Source organism: Micromonospora sp. NPDC047187 (genome assembly GCF_040643355.1).
Lineage (GTDB): Bacteria > Actinomycetota > Actinomycetes > Mycobacteriales > Micromonosporaceae > Micromonospora > Micromonospora salmantinae.
In genome coordinates, this window is the sequence record NZ_JBEYUF010000008.1 from 58709 (window position 1) to 84980 (window position 26272).

The 26272-nt window shown below is 70.5% G+C and carries 25 protein-coding genes and 1 riboswitch; of the genes, 3 read left to right on the plus strand and 22 right to left on the minus strand.

Annotation, left to right across the window (positions count from 1 at the left end):
• Positions 1–84: 84 nt before the first annotated feature.
• The 7 genes from thiC to thiE form a co-directional block, all read right to left on the minus strand.
• A complete protein-coding gene (gene thiC / locus ABZ794_RS15765) occupies positions 85–1677 on the minus strand; it encodes a phosphomethylpyrimidine synthase ThiC (RefSeq protein ID WP_112601253.1) in 1593 nt (530 codons plus the stop codon).
• 17 nt (positions 1678–1694) lie between these two features.
• Positions 1695–2480, minus strand: a complete 786-nt coding sequence (thiD, locus tag ABZ794_RS15770) for a bifunctional hydroxymethylpyrimidine kinase/phosphomethylpyrimidine kinase (protein WP_357516052.1) — start codon at positions 2478–2480, stop codon at positions 1695–1697.
• Positions 2477–3133, minus strand: a complete 657-nt coding sequence (locus ABZ794_RS15775; RefSeq protein WP_307850560.1) for a thiamine phosphate synthase — start codon at positions 3131–3133, stop codon at positions 2477–2479. Before ABZ794_RS15775 ends, thiD begins: the two co-directional genes overlap by 4 nt.
• A gap of 65 nt (positions 3134–3198) precedes the next feature.
• Positions 3199–3978, minus strand: a complete 780-nt coding sequence (locus tag ABZ794_RS15780) for a thiazole synthase (protein WP_210784136.1) — start codon at positions 3976–3978, stop codon at positions 3199–3201.
• Positions 3975–4175 (minus strand): sulfur carrier protein ThiS, encoded by a 201-nt coding sequence (gene thiS / locus ABZ794_RS15785; RefSeq protein WP_210784135.1) that lies wholly within the window; start codon positions 4173–4175, stop codon positions 3975–3977. The genes ABZ794_RS15780 and thiS overlap by 4 nt, the downstream gene beginning before the upstream one ends.
• On the minus strand, positions 4166–5329 hold the full coding sequence (thiO, locus tag ABZ794_RS15790; protein ID WP_357516135.1) for a glycine oxidase ThiO: 1164 nt from the start codon (positions 5327–5329) through the stop codon (positions 4166–4168). Before thiO ends, thiS begins: the two co-directional genes overlap by 10 nt.
• Complete coding sequence (thiE, locus tag ABZ794_RS15795; protein WP_145790326.1) at positions 5326–5952, minus strand: thiamine phosphate synthase; 627 nt, start codon at positions 5950–5952, stop codon at positions 5326–5328. Before thiE ends, thiO begins: the two co-directional genes overlap by 4 nt.
• Positions 5947–6056: riboswitch (TPP riboswitch) on the minus strand. Its footprint overlaps the gene before it by 6 nt.
• A gap of 312 nt (positions 6057–6368) precedes the next feature.
• Here thiE and ABZ794_RS15800 point away from each other — a divergent pair.
• Positions 6369–12200, plus strand: a complete 5832-nt coding sequence (locus ABZ794_RS15800) for a ThuA domain-containing protein (RefSeq protein ID WP_210784134.1) — start codon at positions 6369–6371, stop codon at positions 12198–12200.
• 71 nt (positions 12201–12271) lie between these two features.
• Positions 12272–12817 carry a hypothetical protein gene (locus tag ABZ794_RS15805; protein ID WP_210784133.1) on the plus strand — a complete coding sequence of 182 codons (546 nt, stop codon included), beginning with the start codon at positions 12272–12274 and terminating at the stop codon, positions 12815–12817.
• A gap of 62 nt (positions 12818–12879) precedes the next feature.
• On the opposite strand, the gene ABZ794_RS15810 is transcribed toward ABZ794_RS15805, so the two are convergent.
• From ABZ794_RS15810 to ABZ794_RS15820, 3 genes are read right to left on the minus strand one after another with little or no spacing between them, the layout of a single operon-like run.
• Positions 12880–13842 carry an aldo/keto reductase gene (locus ABZ794_RS15810; RefSeq protein WP_357516054.1) on the minus strand — a complete coding sequence of 321 codons (963 nt, stop codon included), beginning with the start codon at positions 13840–13842 and terminating at the stop codon, positions 12880–12882.
• Between the two features lie 36 nt (positions 13843–13878).
• Complete coding sequence (locus ABZ794_RS15815) at positions 13879–15558, minus strand: ATP-binding cassette domain-containing protein (protein ID WP_210784132.1); 1680 nt, start codon at positions 15556–15558, stop codon at positions 13879–13881.
• A gap of 41 nt (positions 15559–15599) precedes the next feature.
• Entirely contained in the window at positions 15600–16205 is a 606-nt protein-coding gene (locus ABZ794_RS15820) for a methyltransferase (protein ID WP_210784131.1), read from the minus strand.
• 102 nt (positions 16206–16307) lie between these two features.
• Between ABZ794_RS15820 and ABZ794_RS15825 the strand changes: the two genes are divergently transcribed.
• Complete coding sequence (locus tag ABZ794_RS15825; protein ID WP_238689130.1) at positions 16308–17417, plus strand: hypothetical protein; 1110 nt, start codon at positions 16308–16310, stop codon at positions 17415–17417.
• Between the two features lie 12 nt (positions 17418–17429).
• Here the strand turns inward: ABZ794_RS15825 and truA are convergent, their stop codons facing one another.
• The 12 genes from truA to secY all read right to left on the minus strand — a co-directional run bounded on the left by truA (position 17430) and on the right by secY (position 26174).
• Positions 17430–18260 (minus strand): tRNA pseudouridine(38-40) synthase TruA, encoded by an 831-nt coding sequence (truA, locus tag ABZ794_RS15830; protein WP_210784129.1) that lies wholly within the window; start codon positions 18258–18260, stop codon positions 17430–17432.
• 67 nt (positions 18261–18327) lie between these two features.
• The gene (gene rplQ, locus ABZ794_RS15835) at positions 18328–18885 is read right to left on the minus strand and encodes a 50S ribosomal protein L17 (RefSeq protein ID WP_091402374.1); all 558 of its coding nucleotides are present in this window, start codon (positions 18883–18885) and stop codon (positions 18328–18330) included.
• 34 nt (positions 18886–18919) lie between these two features.
• Complete coding sequence (locus ABZ794_RS15840) at positions 18920–19942, minus strand: DNA-directed RNA polymerase subunit alpha (protein WP_007465227.1); 1023 nt, start codon at positions 19940–19942, stop codon at positions 18920–18922.
• Positions 19943–20040: 98 nt separating this feature from the next.
• Complete coding sequence (rpsD, locus tag ABZ794_RS15845) at positions 20041–20667, minus strand: 30S ribosomal protein S4 (protein ID WP_030489600.1); 627 nt, start codon at positions 20665–20667, stop codon at positions 20041–20043.
• A gap of 13 nt (positions 20668–20680) precedes the next feature.
• A complete protein-coding gene (gene rpsK / locus ABZ794_RS15850; protein ID WP_030329919.1) occupies positions 20681–21088 on the minus strand; it encodes a 30S ribosomal protein S11 in 408 nt (135 codons plus the stop codon).
• Between the two features lie 87 nt (positions 21089–21175).
• Positions 21176–21556 (minus strand): 30S ribosomal protein S13, encoded by a 381-nt coding sequence (gene rpsM, locus ABZ794_RS15855; protein ID WP_030329917.1) that lies wholly within the window; start codon positions 21554–21556, stop codon positions 21176–21178.
• Positions 21557–21822: 266 nt separating this feature from the next.
• Positions 21823–21936 carry a 50S ribosomal protein L36 gene (gene rpmJ / locus ABZ794_RS15860; RefSeq protein WP_088952025.1) on the minus strand — a complete coding sequence of 38 codons (114 nt, stop codon included), beginning with the start codon at positions 21934–21936 and terminating at the stop codon, positions 21823–21825.
• 91 nt (positions 21937–22027) lie between these two features.
• Positions 22028–22249 carry a translation initiation factor IF-1 gene (gene infA / locus ABZ794_RS15865; protein WP_007073013.1) on the minus strand — a complete coding sequence of 74 codons (222 nt, stop codon included), beginning with the start codon at positions 22247–22249 and terminating at the stop codon, positions 22028–22030.
• 336 nt (positions 22250–22585) lie between these two features.
• Complete coding sequence (locus ABZ794_RS15870; protein ID WP_210784146.1) at positions 22586–23137, minus strand: DUF1707 domain-containing protein; 552 nt, start codon at positions 23135–23137, stop codon at positions 22586–22588.
• Between the two features lie 115 nt (positions 23138–23252).
• Complete coding sequence (gene map / locus ABZ794_RS15875) at positions 23253–24104, minus strand: type I methionyl aminopeptidase (RefSeq protein ID WP_210784128.1); 852 nt, start codon at positions 24102–24104, stop codon at positions 23253–23255.
• A gap of 87 nt (positions 24105–24191) precedes the next feature.
• Positions 24192–24845, minus strand: coding sequence for an adenylate kinase (locus ABZ794_RS15880; RefSeq protein ID WP_088950228.1), 654 nt, complete (start codon positions 24843–24845; stop codon positions 24192–24194).
• Positions 24846–26174 carry a preprotein translocase subunit SecY gene (secY, locus tag ABZ794_RS15885; RefSeq protein ID WP_210784127.1) on the minus strand — a complete coding sequence of 443 codons (1329 nt, stop codon included), beginning with the start codon at positions 26172–26174 and terminating at the stop codon, positions 24846–24848. It abuts the gene before it with no gap.
• Positions 26175–26272: the final 98 nt, after the last annotated feature.

The window sequence follows — 26272 nt, forward strand, 5'->3', positions numbered from 1 at the left end:
TCGCTTTGTCGACACCCCCTGCACCGGCCCACGCGGACCGTCCCGGCGTCGCTCACAACGCCGGGACGGCCCAGCCTGGAAGGGTCAGGCGAGCGGTAGGTAGACCCGGCTCCCGCCGGAGACGAACTCCTCCGACTTGTCCTTCATGCCGCGCGCGGCGTACTCCTTGAGCTCTTGGGTGATCTTCATGGAGCAGAACTTCGGGCCACACATCGAGCAGAAGTGCGCGGTCTTCGCCGGCTCCGCGGGCAGGGTCGCGTCGTGGTACGAACGCGCCGTCTCCGGGTCCAGCGAGAGGTTGAACTGATCCTCCCAGCGGAACTCGAACCGCGCCTTCGACAGGGCGTCGTCCCAGGCCTGCGCGCCGGGGTGCCCCTTGGCCAGGTCCGCCGCGTGGGCCGCGATCTTGTACGCGATCACGCCCGCCTTCACGTCGTCCCGGTCCGGCAGGCCGAGGTGCTCCTTCGGCGTGACGTAGCAGAGCATCGCGGTGCCGAACATGCCGATCATCGCGGCGCCGATCGCCGAGGTGATGTGGTCGTACGCGGGCGCGATGTCGGTGGTCAGCGGACCGAGCGTGTAGAAGGGCGCCTCGTGGCACCACTCCTGCTGAAGGTCCACGTTCTCCTTGATCTTGTGCATCGGTACGTGACCGGGGCCCTCGATCATCACCTGGACGTCGTACGCCCAGGCGATCTTCGTCAGCTCACCGAGGGTGCGCAGCTCGGCGAACTGCGCCTCGTCGTTGGCGTCGGCGATCGACCCGGGGCGCAGCCCGTCGCCGAGAGAGAACGTCACGTCGTAGCGCGCGAGCAGCGCGCACAGTTCCTCGAAGTTGGTGTAGAGGAAGTTCTCCTCGTGGTGCGCCAGGCACCACGCCGCCATGATCGAACCGCCGCGGGACACGATCCCGGTCACCCGGTCCACTGCCAGCGGCACGTACGGCAGGAGCACCCCGGCGTGCACAGTCATGTAGTCCACGCCCTGCTCGGCCTGCTCGATCACGGTTTCCCGGAACACCTCCCAGCTCAACTTCACCGGGTCGCCGCCGACCTTCTCCAACGCCTGGTAGATCGGCACCGTTCCGATCGGCACCGGCGAGTTCCGCACGATCGCCTCACGGGTCTCGTGGATCCGCTTGCCCGTGGACAGGTCCATCACGGTGTCCGCGCCCCAGCGGGTGGCCCAGGTCAGCTTCTCCACCTCCTCCGCGACCGACGAGCTGACCGCCGAGGTGCCGATGTTGGCGTTCACCTTGACCAGGAACGCCTTCCCGATGATCGCCGGCTCGCACTCCGGGTGGTTGACGTTGAGTGGGAGCACCGCCCGACCGGCGGCGATCTCGGCCCGCACGAGTTCCGGTTCGACGTTCTCCCGGATCGCCACGAACTCCATCTCCGGCGTCACCACACCGGCCCGCGCGTACGCGAGCTGGGTGGGCCGACGACCGTCCACCCCGGCGAGTGGCGTGCCCGCACCCCGCACCGGGGCCACGTCACCCCGCTCGGCGATCCACGGCCCGCGCAGCGGCGGCAGCCCCACCTCCGGGTCCGAACCAGGGCCGGACGTGTCGTAGAGCCGCACCGGCGGCAGGTCCCCGGTCAGCCCCACCTCCGCGAACGGCACCCGGACATCCGGCCGCGAACCCTCGACGTACACCTTGCCTCGTGCGTGCATGACAGCCTCCCTGGTGATCAAGCGGACCAGCCGAAGTGGTTCAGCGGCCCACGTCCCGCGCCCAGCTCCCAGCCCCGCGCGCCGGTCAGCGCACGGAGCACGTACTCCTTGGCGGTCCCCACGGCGGCCGGCACCGGGTCACCCATACCGAGCCGCACCGCGATCGCCGCCGAGAACGAGCACCCGGTGCCGTGGGTGTGCCGGGTGGTCACCCGGGGTGCGCGCAACACTGTGGTGACTCCGCCGCCGTGCAGCACGTCGACCGCCTCGCCCCCGTCCAGGTCACCGCCCGTGACCACCACGAACTCCGGGCCACCGGCCACCAGGGCCTCGGCGGCCACGACCATCGCGGCCACGTCGTCCACCGGGCGTCCGGTGATCGCCGCGGCCTCCGCGCAGTTCGGGGTCGCCACAGTGGCGTACGGCAGCAGCCGCTCCACCGCACCCACCACGCCGAGCCGGTGACCGCTCGTGGCGACGAGCACCGGGTCGACGACGAGTTGAGGCAGCCGGCCGTCCCGGGCGGCCTCGGCCACCACGTCCGCGATCGCCGGGGTGCCGAGCATCCCGGTCTTCACGGCGCACACTGTGAAATCCGTGAGCACGCTTTCCAGCTGCTCGGTGACAGTGCGCGGGGGCAGCGGCAGCACCGCGTCGACACCCCGGGTGTTCTGCGCGGTGACCGCCGTGAGGACGCTGGTGCCGTACGCGCCCAGCGCGGCGAAGACCTTGAGGTCGGCCTGGATGCCTGCGCCGCCGCCGGAGTCCGAGCCGGCGATGGTCAGCAGTGTTCGCGGGGTCATTTTCCCTCGTCTTTGGTTGCGGTTGGGGACCTGGGTGACCCCGTGCCGGGTTTTGAGAGCTTGGGGGTGACCGCCTTTTTGAAGGCGCTGGTCAGACTCGTCGCTGTCTCGGCCGGGTTTGTGGCCCGCATAATCGCGCCGAGCACCGCTACCCCGACGGCTCCCGCCTTGACGCAGGCGGTTACCTGTTCTGGTGTCTCGACTCCGCCGAGGGCGAGCAGGGGCACCGGGCTGGCGCGGACCAGGCTGCCCAACCCCGCAACACCCAATGGTGGGCCGTAGCCCGGTTTTGTCTTTGTGGGCCAGATTGGGGAGATGGTGGCGTAGTGCTCGGTGGTCAGGCGGTTCAGCTCGGTTGCGTCGTGGCAGGAGCGGCCGACCATAGGGTGGGTCGGTGGCGGGTACGGGCCGGCGGCGGGCAGGTGCACGGCGTCGCCGCCGAGCGGGTCGGGGCCGGCCACGATGAGGGTTCCGCCGACGTCGGCGAGGATCGCGCGCAGGTCGGCGGCGAGGGCGGCGCGTTCGGCGCGGGGCAGGTCCTTCTCCCGCAGCACCACCCAGCGCACTCCCCCGGCAACGGCTCCCGCGATAACCCGCTCAAGCCCCCGGGAAGCGGCCAGCCGATCGGTCAGGACGACAACCCCCGACGGGATCTTGGAAAGAACAGGCCCCTCCAGGGGCAGATTGCTTCCAAGATCCGTGGGCGGCACCAAGCCGGTCACAGCTCGGGTCTTCCCTCGTCGGGGGTGGAGGCGAGCGCGTGGAAGCGGCGCTCGATCCGGCCGGCCTGGGCCGCCAGCCGGCCCGCCTCCACCGCGTACCGCATCGCGGTGGCCATCGCCACCGGGTCGGCCGCCCGGGTGACAGCGCTCGCCAGCAGCACCCCGTCACAGCCCAGCTCCATGGCCAGCGCCGCGTCGGACGCGGTGCCGATGCCGGCGTCGAGGATCACCGGCACGTCCACACCCTGCCGGATGAGTCGAATGTGGTGCGGGTTGCCGATGCCGAGCCCCGAGCCGATCGGGGAGCCGGCCGGCATCACCGCGGCGCAGCCCACATCGGCGAGGCGGCGGGCGAGCACCGGGTCGTCGCTGGTGTACGGCAGCACCGTGAAGCCGTCGGCGACCAACTCCTCGGCGGCGCGGAGCAGCTCCACCCCGTCGGGCAGCAGCGTCCGCTCGTCGCCGATCACCTCCAGCTTGACCCAGTCGGTGTCGAACGCGTCCCGGGCCAACCGGGCCACCTTTGTTGCCTCGGTGGCGGTGTGGCAGCCGGCGGTGTTCGGCAGCAGGCGTACGCCGCACCGGTCCAGCAGTTCCAGCAGCCCACCGGTGGAGCCCGGCGCCGTGCCCACCCGGCGCAGCGCCAGGGTGACCAGCTCGGTGCCGGACGCCCGGATCGCCTGCTCCAGGACGTGCAGGTTCGCGGCGCCACCGGTGCCGAGGATCAGCCGTGAGGTGAAGGTCTCTCCACCCAGTTCGAACGGCACGCCGCTCACCCGCCCTGCGCCGCGGTGAGCACCTCGACCCGGTCACCGTCGCGCAGTGCCCGGGCCGGCCAGCCGGTCCGGGGCACCACCTCGCCGTTGACAGCGACCGCCACCCCACGTGGGTGCGGCACGATGTCGCGGACCAGGTCCGCCACTGACGCGCCGGCGGCGACGCTGCGCCCGGCCCCGTTCACGGTCAACTCCACAGGTCCCCCTCCATCGTCGGTTCAGGTCCGCCCGACGCGGCCACCGCGGCACCGCCGAAGCGGTCGGCCCGGAAGGGCGCGAGCAGCGGGTCGGGTACGCCGCCGAGCACCAGGTCGGCGATCAGGTCGGCGGTGATCGGGGTGAGCACGATGCCGTGCCGGTGGTGCCCGGTGGCGGCCAGGACGTCCGGTCGGTCGGGCAGCGGCCCGAGGATCGGCGCGTTGTCCGGGGTGCCCGGGCGCAGCCCGGCGACCGCCTCGACCAGGTCGTACTCGGCCAGCTCGGGCAGCAGGTCGACCCCGGCGCGCAGCAGCCGTTGCACAGCGCCGGCGGTGACAGTGGTGTCCGAGCGCTCCTCGACAGTCGCGCCGAGCACTACCTCACCGTCGGCGCGGGGCACCAGGTAGACGTGCTCGCCGTCGGCGTACCCCCGGATCACGTGCCGGAAGCCCGGCGCGACGCCGTCGGGCGCGCGCAGCCGGAGGATCTGGCCCTTCACCGGCCGCACCGGCAGGCCGGTGAGCGCGGCGGCCCCGCAGCCGGCGGCGACAACGGTGACCGGTGCCTCCACATCGGACAGACGCCGGACCGGCTGCGGCACGAGCGCCGCGCCGGCCCGCTGCGCGGCCGTGCGCAGCGCCGGCACCAGCAGCCGGGGGTCGACCTGATGGTCGGTGGGCGCGAGCGCGCCGCCGCGCACCCGTGGGGCGAGCGCCGGTTCGCGGTCGCGCAGCTCGCTGGGGCGCAGCGGCGTCACGGGCAGGCCCAACCCCTGCTGGTACGCCCACAGCCGGCGCGCCTCGGCCAGGTCGTCGCCGGTGAGCCCGACCATCAGGGTGCCATCGGTCCGGTAGCCGATCTCGGCTCCGGTCGTCTCGGTCAACTCGGCGGCGAACGCCGGCCAGCGGGCGGCGGACGCCAGCAGCAACTTGGTCAACTGCCGCTCGCCGAAGTACGCCTCGGCGACCGGGGAGAGCATGCCGGCTGCCACCGCCGACGCCCCCGAGCCGGGCGCCGGATCGTGCACCACCACCCGCAGCCCGCGCGCGGCGCAACGCCAGGCGATCGCCAGCCCGATCGGCCCCGCACCCACCACTGCCACGTCCGGCCGGACCCGGTCGCTCGACGGCGGTGACGGGAACCGGCCGGTCAGCACGTCAGGGCCTCGATCAGCTCGGCGGTTGCCCGTGCCGGGTCGGCGGCGGCGGAGACGGCACCGACCACCGCCACCCCGTACGCCCCGGCGGCCCGCAGCGCCGGCACCCGGGCGGCGGTCACTCCGCCGATCGCGATGACCGGGACGTCGACGGCGTCGACGACGGCGCGTACCCCGGCGGGCCCGATGGGGTCCGGCAGGCCGGTCTTGGTGCTGGTGGTGTGACACGGCCCGACGCCCAGGTAGCTGGCGCCCGCCGCGACGGCCTCGCGCGCCGGGCCCGGCGCGCGAGCGGTGGCGCCCAGTACACCGGTGGGGCCGAGCACCCGGCGGGCGGCGGCGACCGGCAGGTCATCGGCGCCGACGTGCCCACCGGCGGCGCCCACCGCCAGCGCCACGTGCAACCGGTCGTTGACCAGGCAGGTCGCCCGGTACGACGCGCAGAGCGCGAGCACCCGCCGGGTCAGGTCGTACGCCTCGCGGTCGGTGGCGGAATCCTCGACCCGGACCTGCACCACCAGATCGGCGTGGGCCACTGTGAGGGCGGCGCGAACCACGGCGAGTGGGTCGCGACCCGGTCGGGTGTCGGTGATGAGATGCAATCGCCCCAGGGACGGCACGGCAACGCTCCTCCCTGCGCCGGCATTACCCGGATCAGGTTCGACGGTCGGGGGCTGTCAGCCCCCCTCTCAGCCCGGTACACCGGGCTCCCGTGGGTTACTTGCGTGTCACCGTACGACAGATCCGCCGGCCTGCCAAGGCGCGGGGTCGGCGGTGGCCGGCCGGCGGGCCGCGTCAAAACGAGCGAGATCCAATGGGGCACTTCATACGGTCCTGTTCGGAATGTCGCCCCCCGTTGCAGAACCGTTACCCGTCCGCATCTTGCCCGACATCGAGCCAGCCGAATTAATTTGTTCAGCGATTCGACAAAATGTCGGTGGGGGCACCCTGACACGGTGTGACCACCGGCTCCATCAGGGACGGCCTTCGGCGAGCCGACTCCCGCGAGCTCTGTCACTACGACACAGGAGGCGGCGTGTCCCGTTCTCGTCGTGCCCGCTTACCCATCACCGCAACCCTGATCTCCCTGGCCATGGCCTCGACCACCCTGTTCGGCGCGCCCGCGCAGGCGGCCGCCCAGGTTCCCCCACGGGATGCGAAAGCCGCAGCCCCGGTCAGCCAGGTGGCGCCGAAGGCGCCAAAGGCCGCGGCCGATCCCTTCTCCGTCCTCGTCTTCTCCAAGACCGCCGGCTTCCGGCACGACTCCATCCCCACCGGCGTCGCCGCCATCCAGCAGCTCGGCGTCGACAACGGATTCACCGTGGACAACTCCGAGGACGGCGCCGCATTCAACGACGCCAACCTGGCGAAGTACAAGGCGGTGATCTGGCTCTCCACCACCGGCGACGTGCTCAACGCCGACCAGCAGGCGGCGTTCGAGCGCTACGTGAAGGCCGGCGGCGGCTACGTCGGCATCCACGCCGCGTCGGACACCGAGTACAGCTGGGCCTGGTACGGCGACCTGGTTGGCGCGTACTTCGCCAACCACCCGCAGAACCAGCAGGCCACTGTCAAGGTGGAGGACCACGCCCACCCGTCCACGGCCGGGTTGCCGGACCGGTGGTCCCGCTTCGACGAGTGGTACAACTACCAGACCAACCCCCGGCCGGACGTGCACGTGCTGGCCAGCCTGGACGAGAAGAGCTACACCGCCGGTGCCGGCGCGATGGGTGCGGACCACCCGATCGCCTGGTGTCAGGACTACGACGGTGGCCGCTCCTGGTACACCGGCGGCGGGCACACCCGGGAGTCGTACGCCGAGCCCGAGTTCCTCTCCCACCTGCTCGGCGGCATCCGCACCGCGGCCGGCGTCGAGAACGCCGACTGCGGCGCCTCGAAGACCTCGAACTTCGAGAAGGTCACGCTGGACAGCAACACCAGCAACCCGATGGAGCTGGACGTCGCCCCCGACGGGCGGGTCTTCTACATCGAGCGCGACGGTCGCGTGCAGATCGTGAAGCCGGACACCGGCAACACCGTCACCGCCGTTGACCTGGACGTCTTCACCGGTAACGAGGACGGTCTCATCGGCATCCGGCTCGACCCGGACTTCGCCACCAACAACTGGGTGTACCTGTACTACGCCCCGAACGACGGGGTCACCCGCAACCTGCTGTCCCGGTTCACGGTGACCGGCGACACCATCGACCTGGCCAGCGAGAAGCAGGTGCTGCGGGTCGACACGCAGCGCAACACCTGCTGCCACGCCGGCGGCAGCATGGCCTTCGACGGCGACGGCAACCTGTACCTGGCCACCGGTGACAACACCAACCCGTTCGAGTCGAACTCGTACACGCCGATCGACGAGCGGGCAGGGCGCCAGGACTACGACGCGCAGCGCACCTCCGGCAACACCAACGACCTGCGCGGCAAGGTGATCCGGATCCACCCGGAGGACGACGGGACGTACACCGTTCCGGCGGGCAACCTCTTCGCGGCGGGCACCGAGAAGACCCGTCCCGAGATCTACGCGATGGGCTTCCGCAACCCGTTCCGGATCGGCACCGACCCGAAGACCAACACGCTGTACGTCGCGGACTACGGACCGGACGCCAACGCGGACAACCCGAACCGGGGCCCCCGCGGTCTGGTCGAGTGGAACGTCGTCACCCCGGGCAACTACGGCTGGCCGTACTGCACGGGCACGAACGAGGCGTACAACGACTACACGTTCCCGTCCGGCCCGAGCGGTCCGAAGTTCGACTGCGCCGCCCCGGTGAACAACTCGCCAAACAACACGGGCCTGACCAACCTCCCGCCGGTGGTCCCGGCGACCGTCGACTACGGGTACGCCGGTGACGCGCGTTACCCGGAGATCGGTGGCGGCGGCGCCCCGATGGGCGGCCCGGTCTACCGCTACGACGCCGACCTGAACTCGAACCGCAAGTGGCCGGCGTACTACGACGGCAAGGCTCTGCTCGGCGAGTGGAACCAGAACAAGATGTACACCATGCAGCTGACCCCCGACGGCAAGTCGTTGGTGGACATCAACCAGCTGCTCACCGGCATGAGCATGGTCCGGCCGATGGACTTCGAGTTCGGCCCGGACGGGGCGCTGTACCTGATCGAGTGGGGCAGCGGCTTCGGCGGCAACAACGACAACTCGGGCGTCTACCGGATCGACTACACCGCCGGTGACCGCGCCCCGATCGCCGCGGCGTCCGCCAACCCGACCTCGGGTCCGGCGCCGTTGACGGTGACCTTCTCCAGCGCCGGCTCCCGGGACCCGGACGGTGGCACGCTCACCTACGCCTGGACGTTCGGCGACGGGCAGACCTCGACCGAGGCCAACCCGACCCACACGTACGCCACGGCGGGCAACTACACCGCCCAGCTCACCGTCACCAACCCCAAGGGCCGGACCGCGGTGGCCAACGTGCCGGTCACCGTGGGCAACACCGCCCCGACGGTCTCCATCGAGTTCCCACCGGACGGCGGTTTCTTCAACTGGGGTGACCAGGTCCGCTACTCGATCAAGGTGACCGACCCCGAGGACGGGCAGATCGACTGTGACCGGGTGCAGCTTCAGGTGCTGCTCGGTCACGACGAGCACGCCCACCCGCTGGAGCAGCACACCGGCTGCACCGGCACCGTCCAGACGTCGCTCGCCTCCGGGCACGGCGCCGAGGCGAACGTCTTCGCGGTCTTCGAGGCGACCTACACCGACGAGGGTGGTGCCGGCGGCGCCGGTGCCCTGACCGGTCGGCAGATCGAGGTTCTGCAGCCGAAGCAGAAGCAGGCCGAGTACTTCACCGCCACCGGGCGTGCCCCGGTGAGCACCGGCGGTGGAGACCCCGGCGTGCAGCGGGAGGCCGGCGCCGACACCGCCGGTGGCGGCCAGAGCATCGCGTTCATCGAGGACGGTGACTGGTGGTCGGTCGCCCCGGCGGACCTGACAAACATCACCGAGATCCGGTTCCGGGCCGCCTCCGCCGCCGCTGGTGGTCGGATCGAGGTGCGCGCGGGTGCCGTTGACGGACCGGTGGTCGCCACGGCCGTCGTACCGTCGACCGGCGCGTGGCAGACGTACACGGACGTGAGCGCACCGGTCACCGGCGCTGCGAGCGGCTCGCTGTACTTCCTGGCCCGCGATCCGAACGGCGGAACGGGTTCGCTGTTCAACGTCAACTGGATGGACTTCGTCGGCCGCGGTGTCACCGAGAACGGGCCGCCGGTGGTCAGCGCCACTGCCACCCCGGCCACCGGCACCGCACCGGTCACCGTCGCCTTCGACGGCACGGCCACCGACGCCGAGGGCGACACCCCGTTGACGTACGCCTGGGACTTCGGTGACGGAGGCTCGGCGACCACACTGGACGCCAGCCACACCTACACCAGCCCGGGCACCTTCACGGCCACCCTCACGGTGACCGACAGCAAGGGCGCCAAGTCGTACGCCACGGTGCCGGTGCGGGTCGACGCGCCGGACACGTCCTGCTTCGGGGCGCGTTCGGACGACTTCAACGGCAACAGCCTCGACAAGGAGCGCTGGACCAGCGTCGTCCGGGAGAACCAGCTCTACTCGCTCAGTGGCGGCGCGCTGCGGCTACCCACCGGCGTGGGTGACCTCTACGGCGCTCGCAACGACGCCACCAACCTGGTGCTCCAGGCGGCCCCGACCGGCGCGTGGGAGATGACCACCAAGGTCACCCTGCCGGTGACGGCCAACTACCAGCAGGCCGGCCTGCTGGTGTACGGCGACGACGACAACTACGCCAAGCTGGACCTGCTGTACAACGGCAGCCGGGCGGTGGAGTTCATTCGGGAGACGGCCGGCACGCCGCGCAACGAGGCCGACGACAGGACCGCCGCACCGGCGGGTGACACCGTGTACCTGCGGATCACCAGCGACGGGACGAACCTGACCGCGGCCGTCTCGGCCGACGGGCAGACCTTCACCCCGGTCGGCCGTTCGGCCGCGCTCGAGGGCATCACCAACCCGCGGATCGGGGTCTTCGCGCTCAACGGAGGCACCGAGGCGCCGGTTGTCGACGCCGCGTTCGACTCGTTCCAGGTCACGCCGGACGCTCCGGCCGGCCCGGTCGACCCGTCGGACGAGTTCACCGGTAGCACGTTGGACAAGTGCCGGTGGGACGCAGTGACGCGGGAGGACCCGAGCGGTTACCGGGTCACCGATGGCGCGCTGCGGATCGACGTGCCCAACGGTGACATCTACGGCACCGACAACACCGGGCCGAAGAACTTCATCCTCCAGACCGCGCCGTCCGGCGACTGGACCCTGGAGACGAAGGTCGACGGCAGCCTGCTGAACGAGCAGTACCAGCAGGCCGGTCTGCTCGTGCAGGCGGACGACGACAACTACGTGAAGCTCGACTTCATCGCGGACAACCAGGCCGGCCAGGCGGTGACGCGGCGGATCGAGTTCCGCAGCGAGATCGCCGGGGTGGTCCAGAACCCGCAGCCCGAGGCGGGCAACCTGACCTCGGCGGTGTGGCACCTGCGGCTGGCCCGCACGGGCGACACGTTCACCGCGTCGTACTCGGCCGACGGGACGACCTGGACCGCGTTGGAGACGCTGACCAACAGCGCGGTCGGGGCAACCCCGAAGGTCGGGTTGTTCACCCTCGGCGCCAACCAGACGGCGTCGAAGACCGCCTCGTTCGACTACTTCCGGCTCAGCACGGAGGTGGCCGACGAGACGGCGCCGGTGACCACCTCGGCGGTTTCCGGCACCCCGACCGACGGGTGGCACACCGGGCCGGTGACGATCACGCTCACCGGTGCCGACGAGGCCGGCGGTAGCGGGCTCGCCGGTACGGAGTACCAGCTGGACGGGGCCACCACCTGGACGGCGTACACCGCTCCGGTGGCCGTCAGCGGGGACGGCGAGCACGAGCTCCGGTTCCGCTCGACGGACAAGGCCGGCAACGTGGAGGCGACCAAGACCGTCTCGGTCAAGATCGACGCCACCGCGCCGGTGACCTCGGCGACGTTCGCTCCGGCTAACGACGCCGGTTGGCACGACGGGACGATCCCGGTCGTGCTGGCCGCCACCGACGCCGGTTCCGGCGTCAAGACGGTGGAGTGGTCGCTGGACGGTGGCGCGTGGGCGCCGTACTCGACGCCGATCGAGGTGACCGGTGACGGGCAGCACGAGCTGCTGTTCCGTTCGGCGGACAAGGCGGGCAACGTCGAGACGCTGAAGTCGGCGGTGCTGCGCATCGACGGCACCAAGCCGACGCTGCTGGTGTCCGGGCTGGCCGACGGTCAGCTCTACGGCGACAGCCAGGACGTCCGGGTGGCCTGGCAGGCCGTCGACCCGACCTCGGGCATCGCGAGCGTGGTCGGTCAGCTCGACGGCCAGGCGTACACCAGTGGCACTCTGCAGGCCATGTACGACCTGTCGCTCGGCCTGCACGAGCTGACCGTGACCGCTACCGACAAGGCGGGCAACAAGACCACCTCGACGGTCCGGTTCTTCGTCACCACCTCGTTCCGGGACATGCAGAGTCTGCTGGACCGGTTCAAGGCGACGGGGCGGCTCTCGACCAAGGCGCACAAGCAGCTGTCGAACAAGCTCGACGCTGTTCGCGCGTCCGAGGCGGCCGGCGACGACAAGGCTGCCGTCCGGCAGCTGACCGCGTTCCGGACGCTCGCCAGCGATGCCACGCTGGTGCCCGAGGCGGAGGTCCGAGACGTCCTGATCCGGGACGCCGACGCCATGATCGTTCGGCTCGGCGGCGCGGCCAGCAAGGCCGGGGTCAAGGCGAACGACGGCGACTCGGTCAAGGGCACCGGGCGGCTCGGTGGCGATGCCACCCGGCTGGCACCCGGTCGTCAGCTCTGATCCGACGAGGCCCCTCCTCGGCGCTGCGGCGTCGGGGAGGGGCCTCCCTCATCGGTAGGGAGGAGATGTCCGTGACGGGTATCCGCAAGGTGCTGGCCGCCGTGTTCGTCGGACTGGCCCTGACCCTGTCCGCCGCCGCCCCGGCGGCGCAGGCTGCTCAGGCCGCCCCGGCGGCGCAGGCCGACAAGCTCAAACTCACCGTGGCCGGCGACGGGGCTCAGGGCGTCACCATCCAGGCCACCTACGCCGATGGCCGCCGGCTGGAGCAGGTGGTGCGGTTGGTCCTCACCGCCACCGGCCCGGACGGGCAGCGGGTCGGGCCGGTGCAGCTCGAACCGCAGCCCGAGGGGCACGGTTTCTACAGCAGCGGCCCGGTGCTCTCCACCGGCACGTGGAAGGTGTCGGTGAACTCCCCCGCTCCACTTCAGAGCAAGGCCACCGCCACGGTGCAGGCGAAGGCGGCGCAGTCACCGCCGGCGCCCGCGCCGGTCGCGGTGACCAAGCCGGTGGACGGCGGGTCGGGCACCGGTTGGTGGCCGTTCGCGGCGGCCGGTCTCGTGCTCGTCGCCGCGGCGATGGGGGTGGCCATGCTCTTCGGCCGCCGCCGCACCGACTGACCAGACAGCGTTCAACGACCGGGCCGGGCCGCGACGAGCGGCCCGGCCCGATCTCGTTCGACTCAAAGGACGGCGCGCAGCGCTGCCAGATCGTCGTCGCTGGGCTCCCAGACGCCGGCCGCGGCGTTGGCACGCACCTGCTCGGGCGTGGTGGCACCGGCGATCACCGAGGTCACCGCCGGCTGGGCGGCCAGGCCGCCGATCGCCACCTGGAGCATCGTCAGACCCCGCTCGGCCGCGTACGCCTCGATCGCCTCGATGGTGTCCCAGTCGGCAGCGGCGAGCCGCTCCGCGTACCGGCCACCGCCGGAGAGCCGGCTGCCGGCCGGCGGCTGAGCCTCGCGCTTGTACTTGCCGGTGAGCAGGCCGTTGGCGAGCGGGAAGAACGGCAGCATGCCGAGGCCGAACCGCTCACACGCCGGAATCACCTCGGCCTCCACCGAGCGCTCCACCAGGCTGTAGTGGTTCTGCGCGCTGACGAAGCGGGACCGACCGTTGGACGAGGCGACCCAGTCCGCGTCGGCGATCTGCCAGCCGGTGAAGTTGGAGTTGCCCAGGTAGCGCACCTTGCCGTCGCGGACCAGGTCGTCCAGGGCGGCGAGGGTCTCGTCGATCGGGGTGCCCGGGTCGGGCTCGTGCATCTGGTACAGGTCGATGTGGTCGGTGCCGAGCCGGCGCAGCGACGCCTCCACCGCGCGGGCGATGTAGCGCCGCGCACCTCGCGCACCGTAGTCCGGCCCGTTGAGGCCGTTCATGTCCATGCCGAACTTGGTGGCCACCACCACGTCGTCCCGGCGCCCCTTGAGCGCCTGCCCGAGCAGCTCCTCGGAGCTGCCCTGCGGCTCGCCGTAGATGTCGGCGGTGTCGAAGAGGGTGATCCCGGCGTCCAGGGCGGCGTCCACCACCGCCCGGGTGCCGTCGAGGTCGAGCTTGCGGCCGAAGTTGTTGCAGCCGATGCCGACCACGGACACCACGAGCCCGGAGTCGCCCAGCCGGCGATAGGTCATCTGAGTCACGAGATCCACCCTATGCCGGCCGGACGCACCGCCGCCGGGGACCGATCACCCGACGTCCCAGACCGGTTCCGGGGTCTCCACCACCTCGCTGTCGCCTCGGAACAGCACGAACCGGTCGAACGAGCGGGTGAACCAGCGATCGTGGGTGACCGCGATAACCGTCCCCGCGAAGGCGTTCAGGCCCGCTTCGAGCGCTTCCGCGCTGGCCAGGTCGAGGTTGTCGGTGGGCTCGTCGAGCAGCAGCAGGGTCGCCCCGGACAGCTCCAACAGCAGCACCAGGAACCGGGCCTGCTGCCCGCCGGAGAGCGTGCCGAAGCGCTGGTCGCCCTGCGCGGCCAGCTCGTAGCGACTGAGCACACCCATCGCCGCGTGCCGGTCCATCCCGGTGCGGTGCTCGTCGCCCCGCCAGAGGATCTCGACAAGCGTCTTCGACATCAGCTCCGGCCGGTCGTGGGTCTGGGAGAAGTGCCCGGGGCGGACCCGGGCACCGAGGCGGGCCGTGCCCTCGTGCGTCACCGGAGCGAGCGCGCCCGCGCCGTCGACCGGCCCGTTCGCCGGGTCCGGGTCGGTGCCGCCGCGGGCCAACAGCCGCAGGAAGTGCGACTTGCCGGTGCCGTTGGCACCGAGCACCGCCACCCGGTCGCCGTACCAGATCTCCAGGTCGAAGGGGAATGTCAGGCCGTCGAGCTCCAGCTGCTCGCAGATGACCGCGCGCTTGCCGGTCCGCCCGCCGCTGAGCCGCATCCGGATGTCCTGGTCCTTCGGCGGTACGGGCGGCGGCCCGGCCTCCTCGAACTTGCGCAACCGGGTCTGCGCGGCCTGGTAACGCGACGCCAACCCGTCGTTGTACGCGGCCTTCTGCTTGTACATCAGCATCAGCTCGCGCAGCTTCTGGTGCTCCTCGTCCCAGCGCCGACGCAGCTCGTCGAGGCGGGCGTGCCGAGTCACCCGAGCCTCGTGCCAGCTGGCGAAGCCGCCCGGGTGTACCCAGGCGCTGCCACCCTCGACGGCGACCACCCGGTCGGCGCTCTGGGCCAGCAGCTCACGATCGTGCGAGACGTAGAGCACCGACTTCGTCGACTCGCGCAGTCGCGCCTCCAGCCAGCGTTTGCCGGGCACGTCGAGGAAGTTGTCCGGTTCGTCGAGCAGCAGCACCTCGTCCGGGCCGCGCAGCAGCAACTCCAGGGCGAAGCGCTTCTGCTGGCCGCCGGAGAGGGTACGCACCGGCCGGTCCCGAACGGCGTCCCACGGCTGGCCGAGCACGATGGTCGCGACGGTGTCGAAGAGCACCTCGGCGTCGTACCCGCCGGCCTCGCCCCAGGCGCCGAGCGCATCGGCGTACGCCAGCTGGGCCTTGCCCGCGGCGTTGCTGAACTTGCCGTGGGCCTCGGCCGCCCGCATGGCCGCCTCGGTCTCGCCGAGCCGCCGGCCGGCGTCGCGAAGCGCCGGCGGGGCCAGCGACAACGCCAGGTCGGCGAGGGTCGACTCGTCACCGATCATGCCGATGAACTGGCGCATCACGCCCAGCCCGCCGGCCCTTGCGACAACGCCGCTGCGCACCGGCAGGTCGCCGGCGACCATCCTGAGCAGCGTCGTCTTTCCCGCGCCGTTCGGCCCGACCAGGGCGACCTTGCTGCCCTCCCCGACCCGGAACGACACGTCGGCGAAGAGTTCCCGACCGTCGGGCAGGATGTGCCCGACCGCTGCCACGTCCACGTATCCCACGCCGGGATCCTGCCCCAACGAGGGTCGGGGGGTATATCCAATTACCGGGTGACGCGAAGCACCCGGAAGCCCTTTTGGCTGGCGTACCGCTCGACCTGCCAGCTCTGCTCGGTGAGCCAGCGTTGCAGCGAGTCGCCGCCGAGGTGCCGGGCGACGACCAACCAGCCGACGCCGTCCGGGGCGAGTCGGGGCAGCCAGCGCAGCAACAGGTCGTGCAGCCCGTCCTTGCCGATCCGGATGGGCGGGTTCGACCAGATCTGGGCGAAGCGGACGCCGTCCGGAACGTCGTCCGGCGCGCTGACCCGCACCCGGTCGGCGGCGCCGACCCGAGCCGCGTTGGCGGCGGTCAGCTCGCGGGCCCGGGCGTTGACGTCGACGGCCCAGATGGTGCTGGTGGGCGCGAGGTCGGCCAGCACGCAGCTGATCGGCCCGAACCCGCAGCCGAGGTCGAGCAGGTCGCCGGTGGTGTCGGTGGCGGGCAGTTCGGCCTTGCGCAGCAGCACCGCGGTGCCCGGGTCGAGCCGGCTGGCGGAGAAGACTCCGCCGGCCGAGGTGAGCCGGTAGTCGCGGTCGGCGACGGAGAACTCGACCTCGCGCGCCGGGGCGTCGCTGGTGGGCTGAGCGGTGAAGTAGTGGTCGCCGGTCACCAGGCAATTCTCGCACCGGTCCGGGGCGGACCCGACACGGCCCACCCGCACATTTCCCCGATATTACCCCCTAAAGGGACAATGACTCCTACTCTGGGCGACATGGTGTATCGGTACCAGTCCGATGAGGACGCTTTCGAGGAGTACCCGGAGCCCGGGTCCGATCTGTCGGTGCTCGGCGCCGGTCCGCCCCCGGCGGCCGGGCCCTCTCCGTCGCGCTTCCCCACGCCGTCGCTGCCCCGGCCGAACCAGCTCTCGCTGCCCTCGTCGCAACCGGTGCCGGCCCGTGCCGATGTGCCGCAGCCCGGTCCGGCCGCCCGCGCCGATGCGCCGCGGCCACTGCCGACGCGTGCCGACATCCCGCCCGCCCCGCCGCGCAGCCAGATCTACACCTCGGCGACGTCGGCGGAGCCGCCCGCCCGGCGCGGCGGCGGCCGCCTGTGGCAGGTACTGATCGGCGGCGCAGCCGTCCTGGTGCTGCTCGCCCTCTGCGGCCTCGGCGCCGCCGCGCTGCTCATCGACCGCGGCGAGCAGCCGCAGAGCAACCCGACGTACCAGCCGAACGCCGCCCCGACGTCGGCACCCGCGGAACGGCTGGCCCTCGACTCCCGGGACACCGACCAGGCCCCGCTCACCGCCAAGGAACTCTTCCCCGGCAAGGAGCTGAAGCTCACCGACGGCCAGCCGAGCTACCAGGTGCTCAAGACACAGTCCAGCGGCAGTTGCGCCGTAGCCGCCACCGACGAGGTCGCCGACCTGCTGGTCCGGCTCGGCTGCAACCAGGTCGTCCGGGCCACGCTGAGTACGCCCGACGACAGCCACCTGGTCACCGCCGGCCTGTTCAACCTCACCGACAAGGTCACCGCGGAACGAGTCCGAGACCGACTCCGGCAACTGCTCGACGAGCGGCAGGGCCGTTTCCGGGGCCTCACCGCCGACGACGGCGACGGCACCGAAGTCCTGGCCAGCGCTCCGGCACGCGTCGGCTGGCAGGTCCGTGGCCACTACCTGGCGTACGCGCTGGTGGTCCGCAAGGACGGGGCGGCGGTCAAGGCGGGTGACGCCAAGGTCCGCGAGATCCTGTTCGACATGATCGAGCTGCACCTCAGCCGGGGCGTGCTGCAAAGCCGGGCCGACGGTGGCACCGCCGCGCAACCGACGGCGGCACCCACCGGCAGCAACGCCAACCAGGGCGACCTGCCGGGCGAGTGACAGTGCGGACGGTCAACCCTCGATCGGCACCCGCAACCGGCGGGTGAGGGTGGCACGGTGGGCGTACTCGGCCGGATCTGCCGGGTAGCCGACGGCGACCAGGGTCAGCCCGCGCGCGGGAGCGACTGTCACCTCGCTGGACCGCTCCCGCCGGGTGAGCAGGGTTCCCGGCCACTCGACCGGGCGGCGGCCGTCCCCGGCCACCAGCATGGCTCCCACCAGGCTGCGCACCATCGCCTGGCAGAACGCGTCGGCCTGCACTGTGGCGACCAGGATGCCGTCCGGGTCGCGACGCCAGTCCAGTCGGGTCACCTCGCGCAGCGTGGTGGCGTGCTCCTTGCGTCGGCAGTACGCGGCGAAGTCGTGCTCCCCCACCAGCCCGGTCGCGGCGGCGTTCAGTGCGGCCAGGTCCAACGGCTTCGGCCAGGCCAGCACCTCGTGGCGGCGCAACGGCTCGGCACCGAAGGGCGCATCGGTGACCCGGTACTCGTAGCGCCGGAAGGTGGCCGAGAACCGGGCGTCGAAGTCGGCCGGCACCTCGGTCATCGCCCGTACCCGCACGTCGGTGGGGAGCAGCCGGGCCAGGCGACGCAGCAGCCGTCCCTCGTGCTGCCGCCACACGTCCACGGGCAGGTCCACATGGCACACCTGCCCCGTGGCGTGCACTCCCGCGTCGGTCCGCCCGGCCACCGTCAGCCCGGTGGCCGTACCGACGCCGAGGACCAGGTCCAGGGTCTCGACGAGCACCCCCGCGACGGTGCGCCTGGTCGGCTGGGCTGCCCAGCCGGAGAAGTCGGTGCCGTCGTACGAGACGTCCAGCCGCAGCCGGATCCGCTCGTCCACCTCGTACCTCCTGTTACGGGTCGGGCCCGACACCCCGATGGGGTGCCGGGCCCGACAATGCCCTTGATCAGGCCTTGTTCTCGGTGGCCTCGTCGCTGTCCTCGCGGGCGGCGTCGGTGTCACCGGACGCCGACACCGGCGCCTCGGAGTCCTGGTCGGCCGGAGCCGACTTCGGGGCCTCGTCGGCCGGGGCGAGCGCCTCGACCTTGTCCTGCTGCGCGGCCTTGCGGGCGGCGGTCTTCTTGTTCGCCTTCGGCTCGGCGACCTGAAGCTCCTCCACCAGCTCGATGATGGCCATCGGCGCGTTGTCACCCTTGCGCGGACCGGTCTTCACGATCCGGGTGTAACCGCCGGGGCGGTTGGAGTACCGGGGTGCGATCTGGTCGAACAGGGCGTAGACCACGTCCTTGTCCTTGACGACACCCAGCACCCGACGCCGCGAGGCGAGGTCACCGCGCTTGGCCTTGGTGATGAGCTGCTCGGCCAGCGGGCGCAGCCGCCGGGCCTTCGTCTCGGTGGTCTGGATCTTCCCGTGCTGGAACAGCGCGGTCGCCAGGTTGGCCAGCATCAGCCGCTCGTGCGAGGGGCTGCCGCCGAGGCGGGGGCCCTTGGTGGGCGTGGGCATTTTTGGTGCTCCTCAGTTGTGGCGGCAGCGCGGACTAGAGCTGCTCGGTCTCGCGGTAGTCGTCGGTGTCGTAGTCGGCCTCGCCGAAGGTGTCCACGACGTGCGCCGGGTCGAAGTTCGGAGCCGAGTCCTTCAGCCCGAGACCCATCCCGGCGAGCTTCATCTTGACCTCGTCGATCGACTTCTGACCGAAGTTGCGAATGTCGAGGAGGTCGGCCTCGGTACGCCCGATGAGCTCACCAACGGAGTTGATGCCCTCGCGCTTGAGGCAGTTGTAGGAGCGGACGGTGAGGTCCAGCTCCTCGATCGGCAGAGCGAGGTCCGCCGCCAGCTGGGCGTCCTGCGGGGACGGCCCGATGTCGATGCCCTCGGCGGTCTCGTCCAGCTCCCGGGCGAGCCCGAACAGCTCCACCAGCGTCGAACCGGCGGAGGCCAGCGCGGTACGCGGACCCATCGACGGCTTGGTCTCGACGTCGATGATCAGCCGGTCGAAGTCGGTGCGCTGCTCGACACGGGTCGCCTCGACGCGGTAGGTCACCTTCAGCACCGGCGAGTAGATCGAGTCGACCGGGATCCGGCCGATCTCGGCGCCGGACTGCTTGTTCTGCGCCGCCGTCACGTAGCCCCGGCCCCGCTCGACGGTCAGCTCCATGTCGAGCCGGCCCTTGCCGTTCAGGGTGGCGAGCTTGAGATCCGGGTTGTGCACCGAGACGCCGGCCGGGGGCTGGATGTCGCCCGCGGTCACGTCGCCCGGGCCCTGCTTGCGCAGGTACATGCTGACCGGCTCGTCGTGCTCGGAGCTGACGCACAGCTCCTTGATGTTCATGACGAGCTCGACCACGTCCTCCTTGACACCGGGGATCGTGGTGAACTCGTGCAGCACACCGTCGATCTTGATCGAGGTGACGGCCGCGCCCGGGATCGACGACAGCAGCGTACGCCGCAGCGAGTTACCCAGGGTGTAGCCGAAGCCCGGCTCCAGCGGCTCGATGGCGAACCGGGACCGGGTCTCGTTGATCGACTCCTCGGAGAGGGAGGGTCGCTGGCTGATGAGCATCTTTTCTCTTCTCTTCCGGGGCGCCCGCTATTTGACGCCCACGACACAACCTGTTGCGGTGGCCCGCCCCGAAGGGCGGGCCACCGAACGAGCTCGGACTACTTGGAGTAGAGCTCGACGATCAACTGCTCCTGGACCTGCGTGTCGATGACCTGCCGGGCCGGGAGGGAGTGCACGAGCACCTTCATCTGGCTCGGGATGGCCTCAAGCCACGCCGGAACCGTCTTCGAGCCGGCCTGAGCCTGCGCGACGATGAACGGGGTGAGCTCCTTGCTCTTGCCCCGAACCTCGATGATGTCGTGCTCCTTGACGCGGTACGACGGGATGTCGACCTTCTTGCCGTTCACCGTGAAGTGACCGTGCTTGACCAGCTGGCGGGCCATGTCCCGCGAGTGGGCGTAGCCGGCCCGGTAAACGACGTTGTCCAGCCGCGACTCGAGGATCTGCAGGAGGACCTCACCGGTCTTGGCCTGCTTGCCAACGGCTTCCTCGTAGTAACCGCGGAACTGCTTCTCCAGCACGCCGTAAACCCGGCGGGCCTTCTGCTTCTCGCGGAGCTGGAGCAGGTACTCCGTCTCCTTGGTGCGGCCGCGGCCGTGCTGCCCGGGCGGGAACGGCCGGGACTCGAACGGGCACTTCGGACCATCGCACTTGCTGCCCTTGAGGAACAGCTTCATCTTCTCCCGCCGGCAACGGCGGCAGTCTGCACCGGTGTAACGAGCCATCTCTCTCTACCTCTCAGACCCGGCGACGCTTCGGCGGACGACATCCGTTGTGCGGCTGCGGGGTGACGTCGGCGATCTGCCCGACCTCGAGGCCCACGGCCTGCAGCGAACGGATGGCGGTTTCCCGGCCGGAGCCGGGGCCCTTGACGAACACGTCGACCTTGCGCATGCCGTGCTCCATGGCGCGACGCGCGGCAGCCTCGGCGGCCAGCTGCGCAGCGAACGGAGTCGACTTGCGGGAGCCCTTGAAGCCGACCTGGCCAGCGGAGGCCCAGGAGATGACCGCACCGGTCGGGTCCGTGATGGACACGATGGTGTTGTTGAACGTGCTCTTGATGTGCGCCTGCCCGTGGGCGACGTTCTTGCGTTCCTTGCGCCGGACCTTCTTTACAGCGGCTCCGGCACGAGCCTTCGGTGGCATAAGTCTGTGCGCTCCTAGTTGACTTTCCGGATTGGGTTGCGGCCTGACCCACCTCGGCGGCGGCCGACCCCGTCATCCGGTCAAGAACTACTTCTTGCCGGGCTTCTTCTTGCCGGCGACGGTCCGCTTCGGGCCCTTGCGGGTCCGGGCGTTGGTCTTGGTCCGCTGGCCACGCACGGGCAGGCCCCGGCGGTGCCGGATGCCGGCGTAGCAGCCGATCTCAACCTTGCGGCGGATGTCAGCGGCGACCTCGCGGCGCAGGTCGCCTTCAACCTTGTAGTTGCCCTCGATGTGGTCGCGGAGCTGCACGAGCTCCTCGTCCGTGAGGTCCCGAGCGCGCTTGTCCGGCGAGATGCCGGTGGCGGCGAGTGTCTCCAGGGCACGGGTGCGACCGACCCCGAAGATGTAGGTGAGCGCGATCTCCAACCGCTTTTCGCGGGGGAGATCCACGCCGACTAGACGTGCCATGTGCGGGCGTACTCCTCGTGATGTGTGGCGGAGGTGTGGACCCGTCCCACCCCGCTACCGGCCGTCCCGTCCTTCCGACGCAGTGAGCGCCGGCGACCGGGATCGGTCGCTGCCCGAGCGGGCCCCGGCCTCCGACCGGGGGTCAACCACGCAGAGGTACGTCTGGCGTACCGCTCGCGGCTGGGACGAGCATGTGTGATGTGTGTGTCGCTGGGGATCCACCTGGACCAACGCCACCCGGCCGTGCTCCGGCCGGACGGGCTGAGTCAGCCCTGGCGCTGCTTGTGGCGCGGGTCGCTGCAGATGACCATGACCCGGCCGTGCCGGCGGATAACCCGGCACTTCTGGCAGATCCTCTTGACGCTCGGCTTGACCTTCACGGTTGCCTTACTTCCCATCTGGCCCGGGGACGCGCTCTACGCGACATCGGACGTCGAAGACGGACACGGGACTTCCCGGCCGTCGTCAGGACTACTTGTAGCGGTAGACGATGCGCCCGCGGGTCAGGTCGTACGGCGAAAGTTCGACGACGACCCGGTCCTCCGGAAGGATGCGGATGTAGTGCTGCCGCATCTTGCCGCTGATGTGAGCCAACACCTTGTGGCCGTTCGCGAGCTCCACCCGGAACATGGCGTTCGGCAGGGGCTCGATGACCCGACCCTCGATCTCAATGGCTCCGTCTTTTTTCGGCATGTCCTCCGCTGTCCTGACGTCGATTGCTCCGGGCGGCCCACAACGTCTTACACGGAAATCTGATCAGAATCAGAAGCCCGCGCCAGCCGCGGCTCCAGCTCCCACCGAAGCGCAGGGTGGGCATGCCGGAGTGGACGCTGTGCGCCGATCTGAAAGTGTACGCCGGCCTGCACTCCCCCGCCAAACCGACCACCCACCAACCCGCGCGTCGCCCCGAACGGCCTCATCTCCAGCGCCGTTGATCATGAAGTTGTTGTCAGAACACGCCGGGGACGGTGGCGACAACTTCATGATCAACAGGCGGGGTGGGGGGTAGGCCCGGGGAGGTGGTGGGGTTCAGGAGGTTGGTGCGTCGTCGTCCGGTTTGAGGGCGCGCTCTGCCTGCTTGCGGTCTCGGCGGCGTTGGCGCTTGACGGCCTGGCGTTGGGGCTCCTTGGTGGCCAGCCCGCTGGCAGTGCGGACCACCAGCACCGCACCCCACGGCCCCGCCACCCAGGCCGGCCAGAAGTAGAGCAGGTCCTGGCTGAGCACCGACGTCACCGCCCAGATGGTCACCACGATGGGGATCACCCACAGGTACGGGGACCACACCTCAGCCAGCCAACGGGCGGTGACGCCCCTGCTGAAGGCCGGATCGAGCTGGTCGCCCGGCAGGCTCACCGTCGGCCCGGCAACCGGCGCCAGGCCCGACCGCTGCGCCGGCGTCACCGGCGGCAGGTCGGTGAGCAGCGCCTCAAGGTCGGCGTACGTGCGTGCCGCGTAGGCGCGCTGCAACCGCTCGTCGTACTCGTGCAGATCCAGTCGGCCCTCGTCGAGGGCGACCCGCAACCGGTCGGCCACCGCCGTACGGTCCGAGTCCGCGGCTCGCATCCCGTCGCGCCCGTCCATGCCGGCAAGCATGCCACCGTCGCGCCACTCCCGCCCGACCCCGAACATCGGTCGATCATGAAGTTGTTGCCCGCCTCACCGGCGTGTCAGGGCAACAACTTCATGATCAGCGGGGTCAGGGGGTTTTGGTGGCCGCGGGTTGGCGTGCCGTTACCAGGTCGCCCAGGCGGGCCCGGCCACCGTCGAACGCGGTGAGCACCCAGACGCCGTCCGGCAGCAGCGCCATCGAGTGCTCGACGTGCGCGGCCACCGAGCCGTCCCGGGTGACGACCGTCCACCCGTCGGCCAACTCGGCGGTACGCGGGGACGCCATGGTGATCATCGGCTCGATGGCCAAGGCCATCCCGGGGACCAGTCGCGGACCCTTGCCCGGCCGACCGTGGTTGAGCACGTGGGGGTCCTGGTGCATCTCGGTGCCGATGCCGTGCCCGCCGTAGCCGTCGACGATGCCGTACCGGCCGCCCTTGCGGACAGCGGTCTCCACCGCGTGCGAGATGTCGGTGAGGCGGCCCCTGCCGCTGGCCGCGCCACGCGCGGCGGCGGCGATGCCGGCCCACATCGCGTCCTCGGCGACCTCGGCCATCTTCAGCAGCGCCGGGTCGACGTCACCGACCCCGACCGTGATCGCGGAGTCGCCGTGCCACCCGTCCAGCACCGCGCCGCAGTCGATGGAGATCAGGTCACCGGCCCGGAGCACCTGCTCGGGCGACGGGATGGCGTGCACGATCTGCTCGTTGACCGAGGAGCAGATCGACGCCGGGAAACCGTGGTAGCCCTTGAACGACGGCACGCCGCCCGCCTCGCGGATGGTCGCCTCGGCGATGGCGTCCAGATCGGCGGTGCTCACACCGGGGGCGACAGCCTCCCGCATCCGACGCAGCGCCTCGGCCACCACCAGCCCGGCGGCCCGCATCTTCTCGATCTGGTCAGGGGTCTTCAGCTGGATGTCCAGCTGGGGACGACGCATGGAGCGGTTACCTTTCGTTGCCGAACAGCGGGGCACATAACGCGTACCCCGCTGTTCGCACTCTATCCGCCGTGGCCCGGCCGGACCTCAGCCGCCGTACGACCGCAACGCGTCGATGGCCCGGGTGGTGACGTCCTCCACCGGCCCGGTGGCGTCGATCCCGACCAGCTTGCCCTGAGCGCCGTAGTAGTCGACCAGGGGTGCGGTCTTCTCGCTGTATTCGCGGAGCCGCGTGGCGATCGTCTCCGGCTTGTCGTCGTCGCGCTGGAACAGCTCGGCGCCGCACCGGTCACAGATGCCGGGCCGGGTGGTGGCGTCGAACTCGACGTGCCAGATCTTGCCGCAGCCCCGGCACGTACGCCTGCCGGAGAGCCGCCGGATCACCTCGTCGTCGTCGACGACCAGCTCCAGGACCAGATCCAGGGCGGTGCCCAGATCGGCCAGGAGCTTGTCCAGAGCGGCCGCCTGCGGAGTCGTCCGCGGGAAGCCGTCGAGCAGGAAACCCTCGCTGGCGTCGGGCTCGGCCAGCCGGTCCCGGACCATGTTGATGGTGACCTCGTCCGGAACCAGCTCGCCCGCATCCATGTACCGCTTCGCCTCGACACCGAGCGGCGTGCCCTGGGTGACGTTCGACCGGAAGATGTCTCCGGTCGAAATCTTCGGCACCGAGAGGTGCGCGGCGATGAACTCGGCCTGCGTGCCCTTGCCCGCGCCCGGCGGGCCAACCAGAACGAGTCTCATCTACCGCAGGAACCCTTCGTAGTTCCGCTGCATGAGTTGGCTCTCGATCTGCTTCACGGTCTCCAGACCGACGCCGACCATGATGAGCACAGCGGTGCCGCCGAACGGGAAGTTCTGGTACTGCTGGTTGTCCAGCCAGATGAAGAAGAAGTTCGGCAGGATCGAGATGACGCCGAGGTAGAGCGCGCCCGGCAGGGTGATCCGGCTGAGGATGAAGTCCAGGTAGTCGGCGGTCGGCTTGCCCGGGCGGATGCCCGGCACGAACCCGCCGTACTTCTTCATGTTGTCCGCGACCTCGGTCGGATTGAACGTGATCGAGACGTAGAAGTACGTGAAGAAGATGATCATCAGGAAGTAGACCGAGATGTAGATCGGGCTGCTCGGGTTGACCAGGTTGTTCTGGATCCACGACTGGGTCTTGCCCGGGTCGGTCTGGTCGAAGAACTGCAGCGCCAACTGCGGCAGGTAGAGCAGCGACGAGCCGAAGATGACCGGGATCACACCCGCCTGGTTGACCTTGAGCGGGATGTAGGTCGAGGTGCCGCCGTACATCCGCCGGCCGATCATCCGCTTGGCGTACTGCACCGGGATCCGGCGCTGCGCCTGCTCGATGAAGGTGACAGCGGTGATGACCACCAGGACCAGCGCGATGACCAGGGCGAACATGTCCCAGCCCTTGCTGGTCTTGATCTGCCAGCCCTCGCTGGGCAGCCGCGCCGCGATCGAGGTGAAGATCAGGACGGACATGCCGTTGCCGACGCCGCGGTCGGTGATCAGCTCACCGAGCCACATGACCATGCCGGTGCCGGCGGTCATCGTCATCACCAGGATGGTCAGGGTCAGCCAGTCCGGGATGCCGGTGCCGGTGGGGATGATCGGGAACTGGTCGCAGCGGTTCTGGAACAGCTGGCCCGAGCGGGCCAGCGCCACGAACGCCGAGGCCTGCAGCACACCGAGACCGAGAGTCAGGTAGCGGGTGTACTGGGTGATCTTCGCCTGACCGGCCTGGCCCTCCTTGCGGAGCTGCTCCAGGCGGGGGATCACGACGGTCAGCAGCTGCAGGATGATCGACGCGGTGATGTAGGGCATGATGCCCAGCGCGAAGACCGAGAGCTGCAGCAGCGCTCCGCCGGAGAAGAGGTTGAGAAGGTTCACCACCCCGGTGGTGTCACCCTGGATGGTGTCGAGGCACTTCTGCACGTTGCCGTACGAGACGCCCGGGCTGGGGAGCGTTGCACCCAGCCGGTAGACCGCGATGATGCCTACTGTGAACAGCAGCTTCTTGCGCAGGTCAGGCGTACGGAACGCACTGAGAAAGGCGGACAGCAACTTCTTCCTCCTGCGCGAGGCGGGCCGCCGGTGATCCCTGGCGGGTCGGGGTGGATCACGGGCGAGTGCCCGCAATCCATGGCTGGGATGGGACTCTA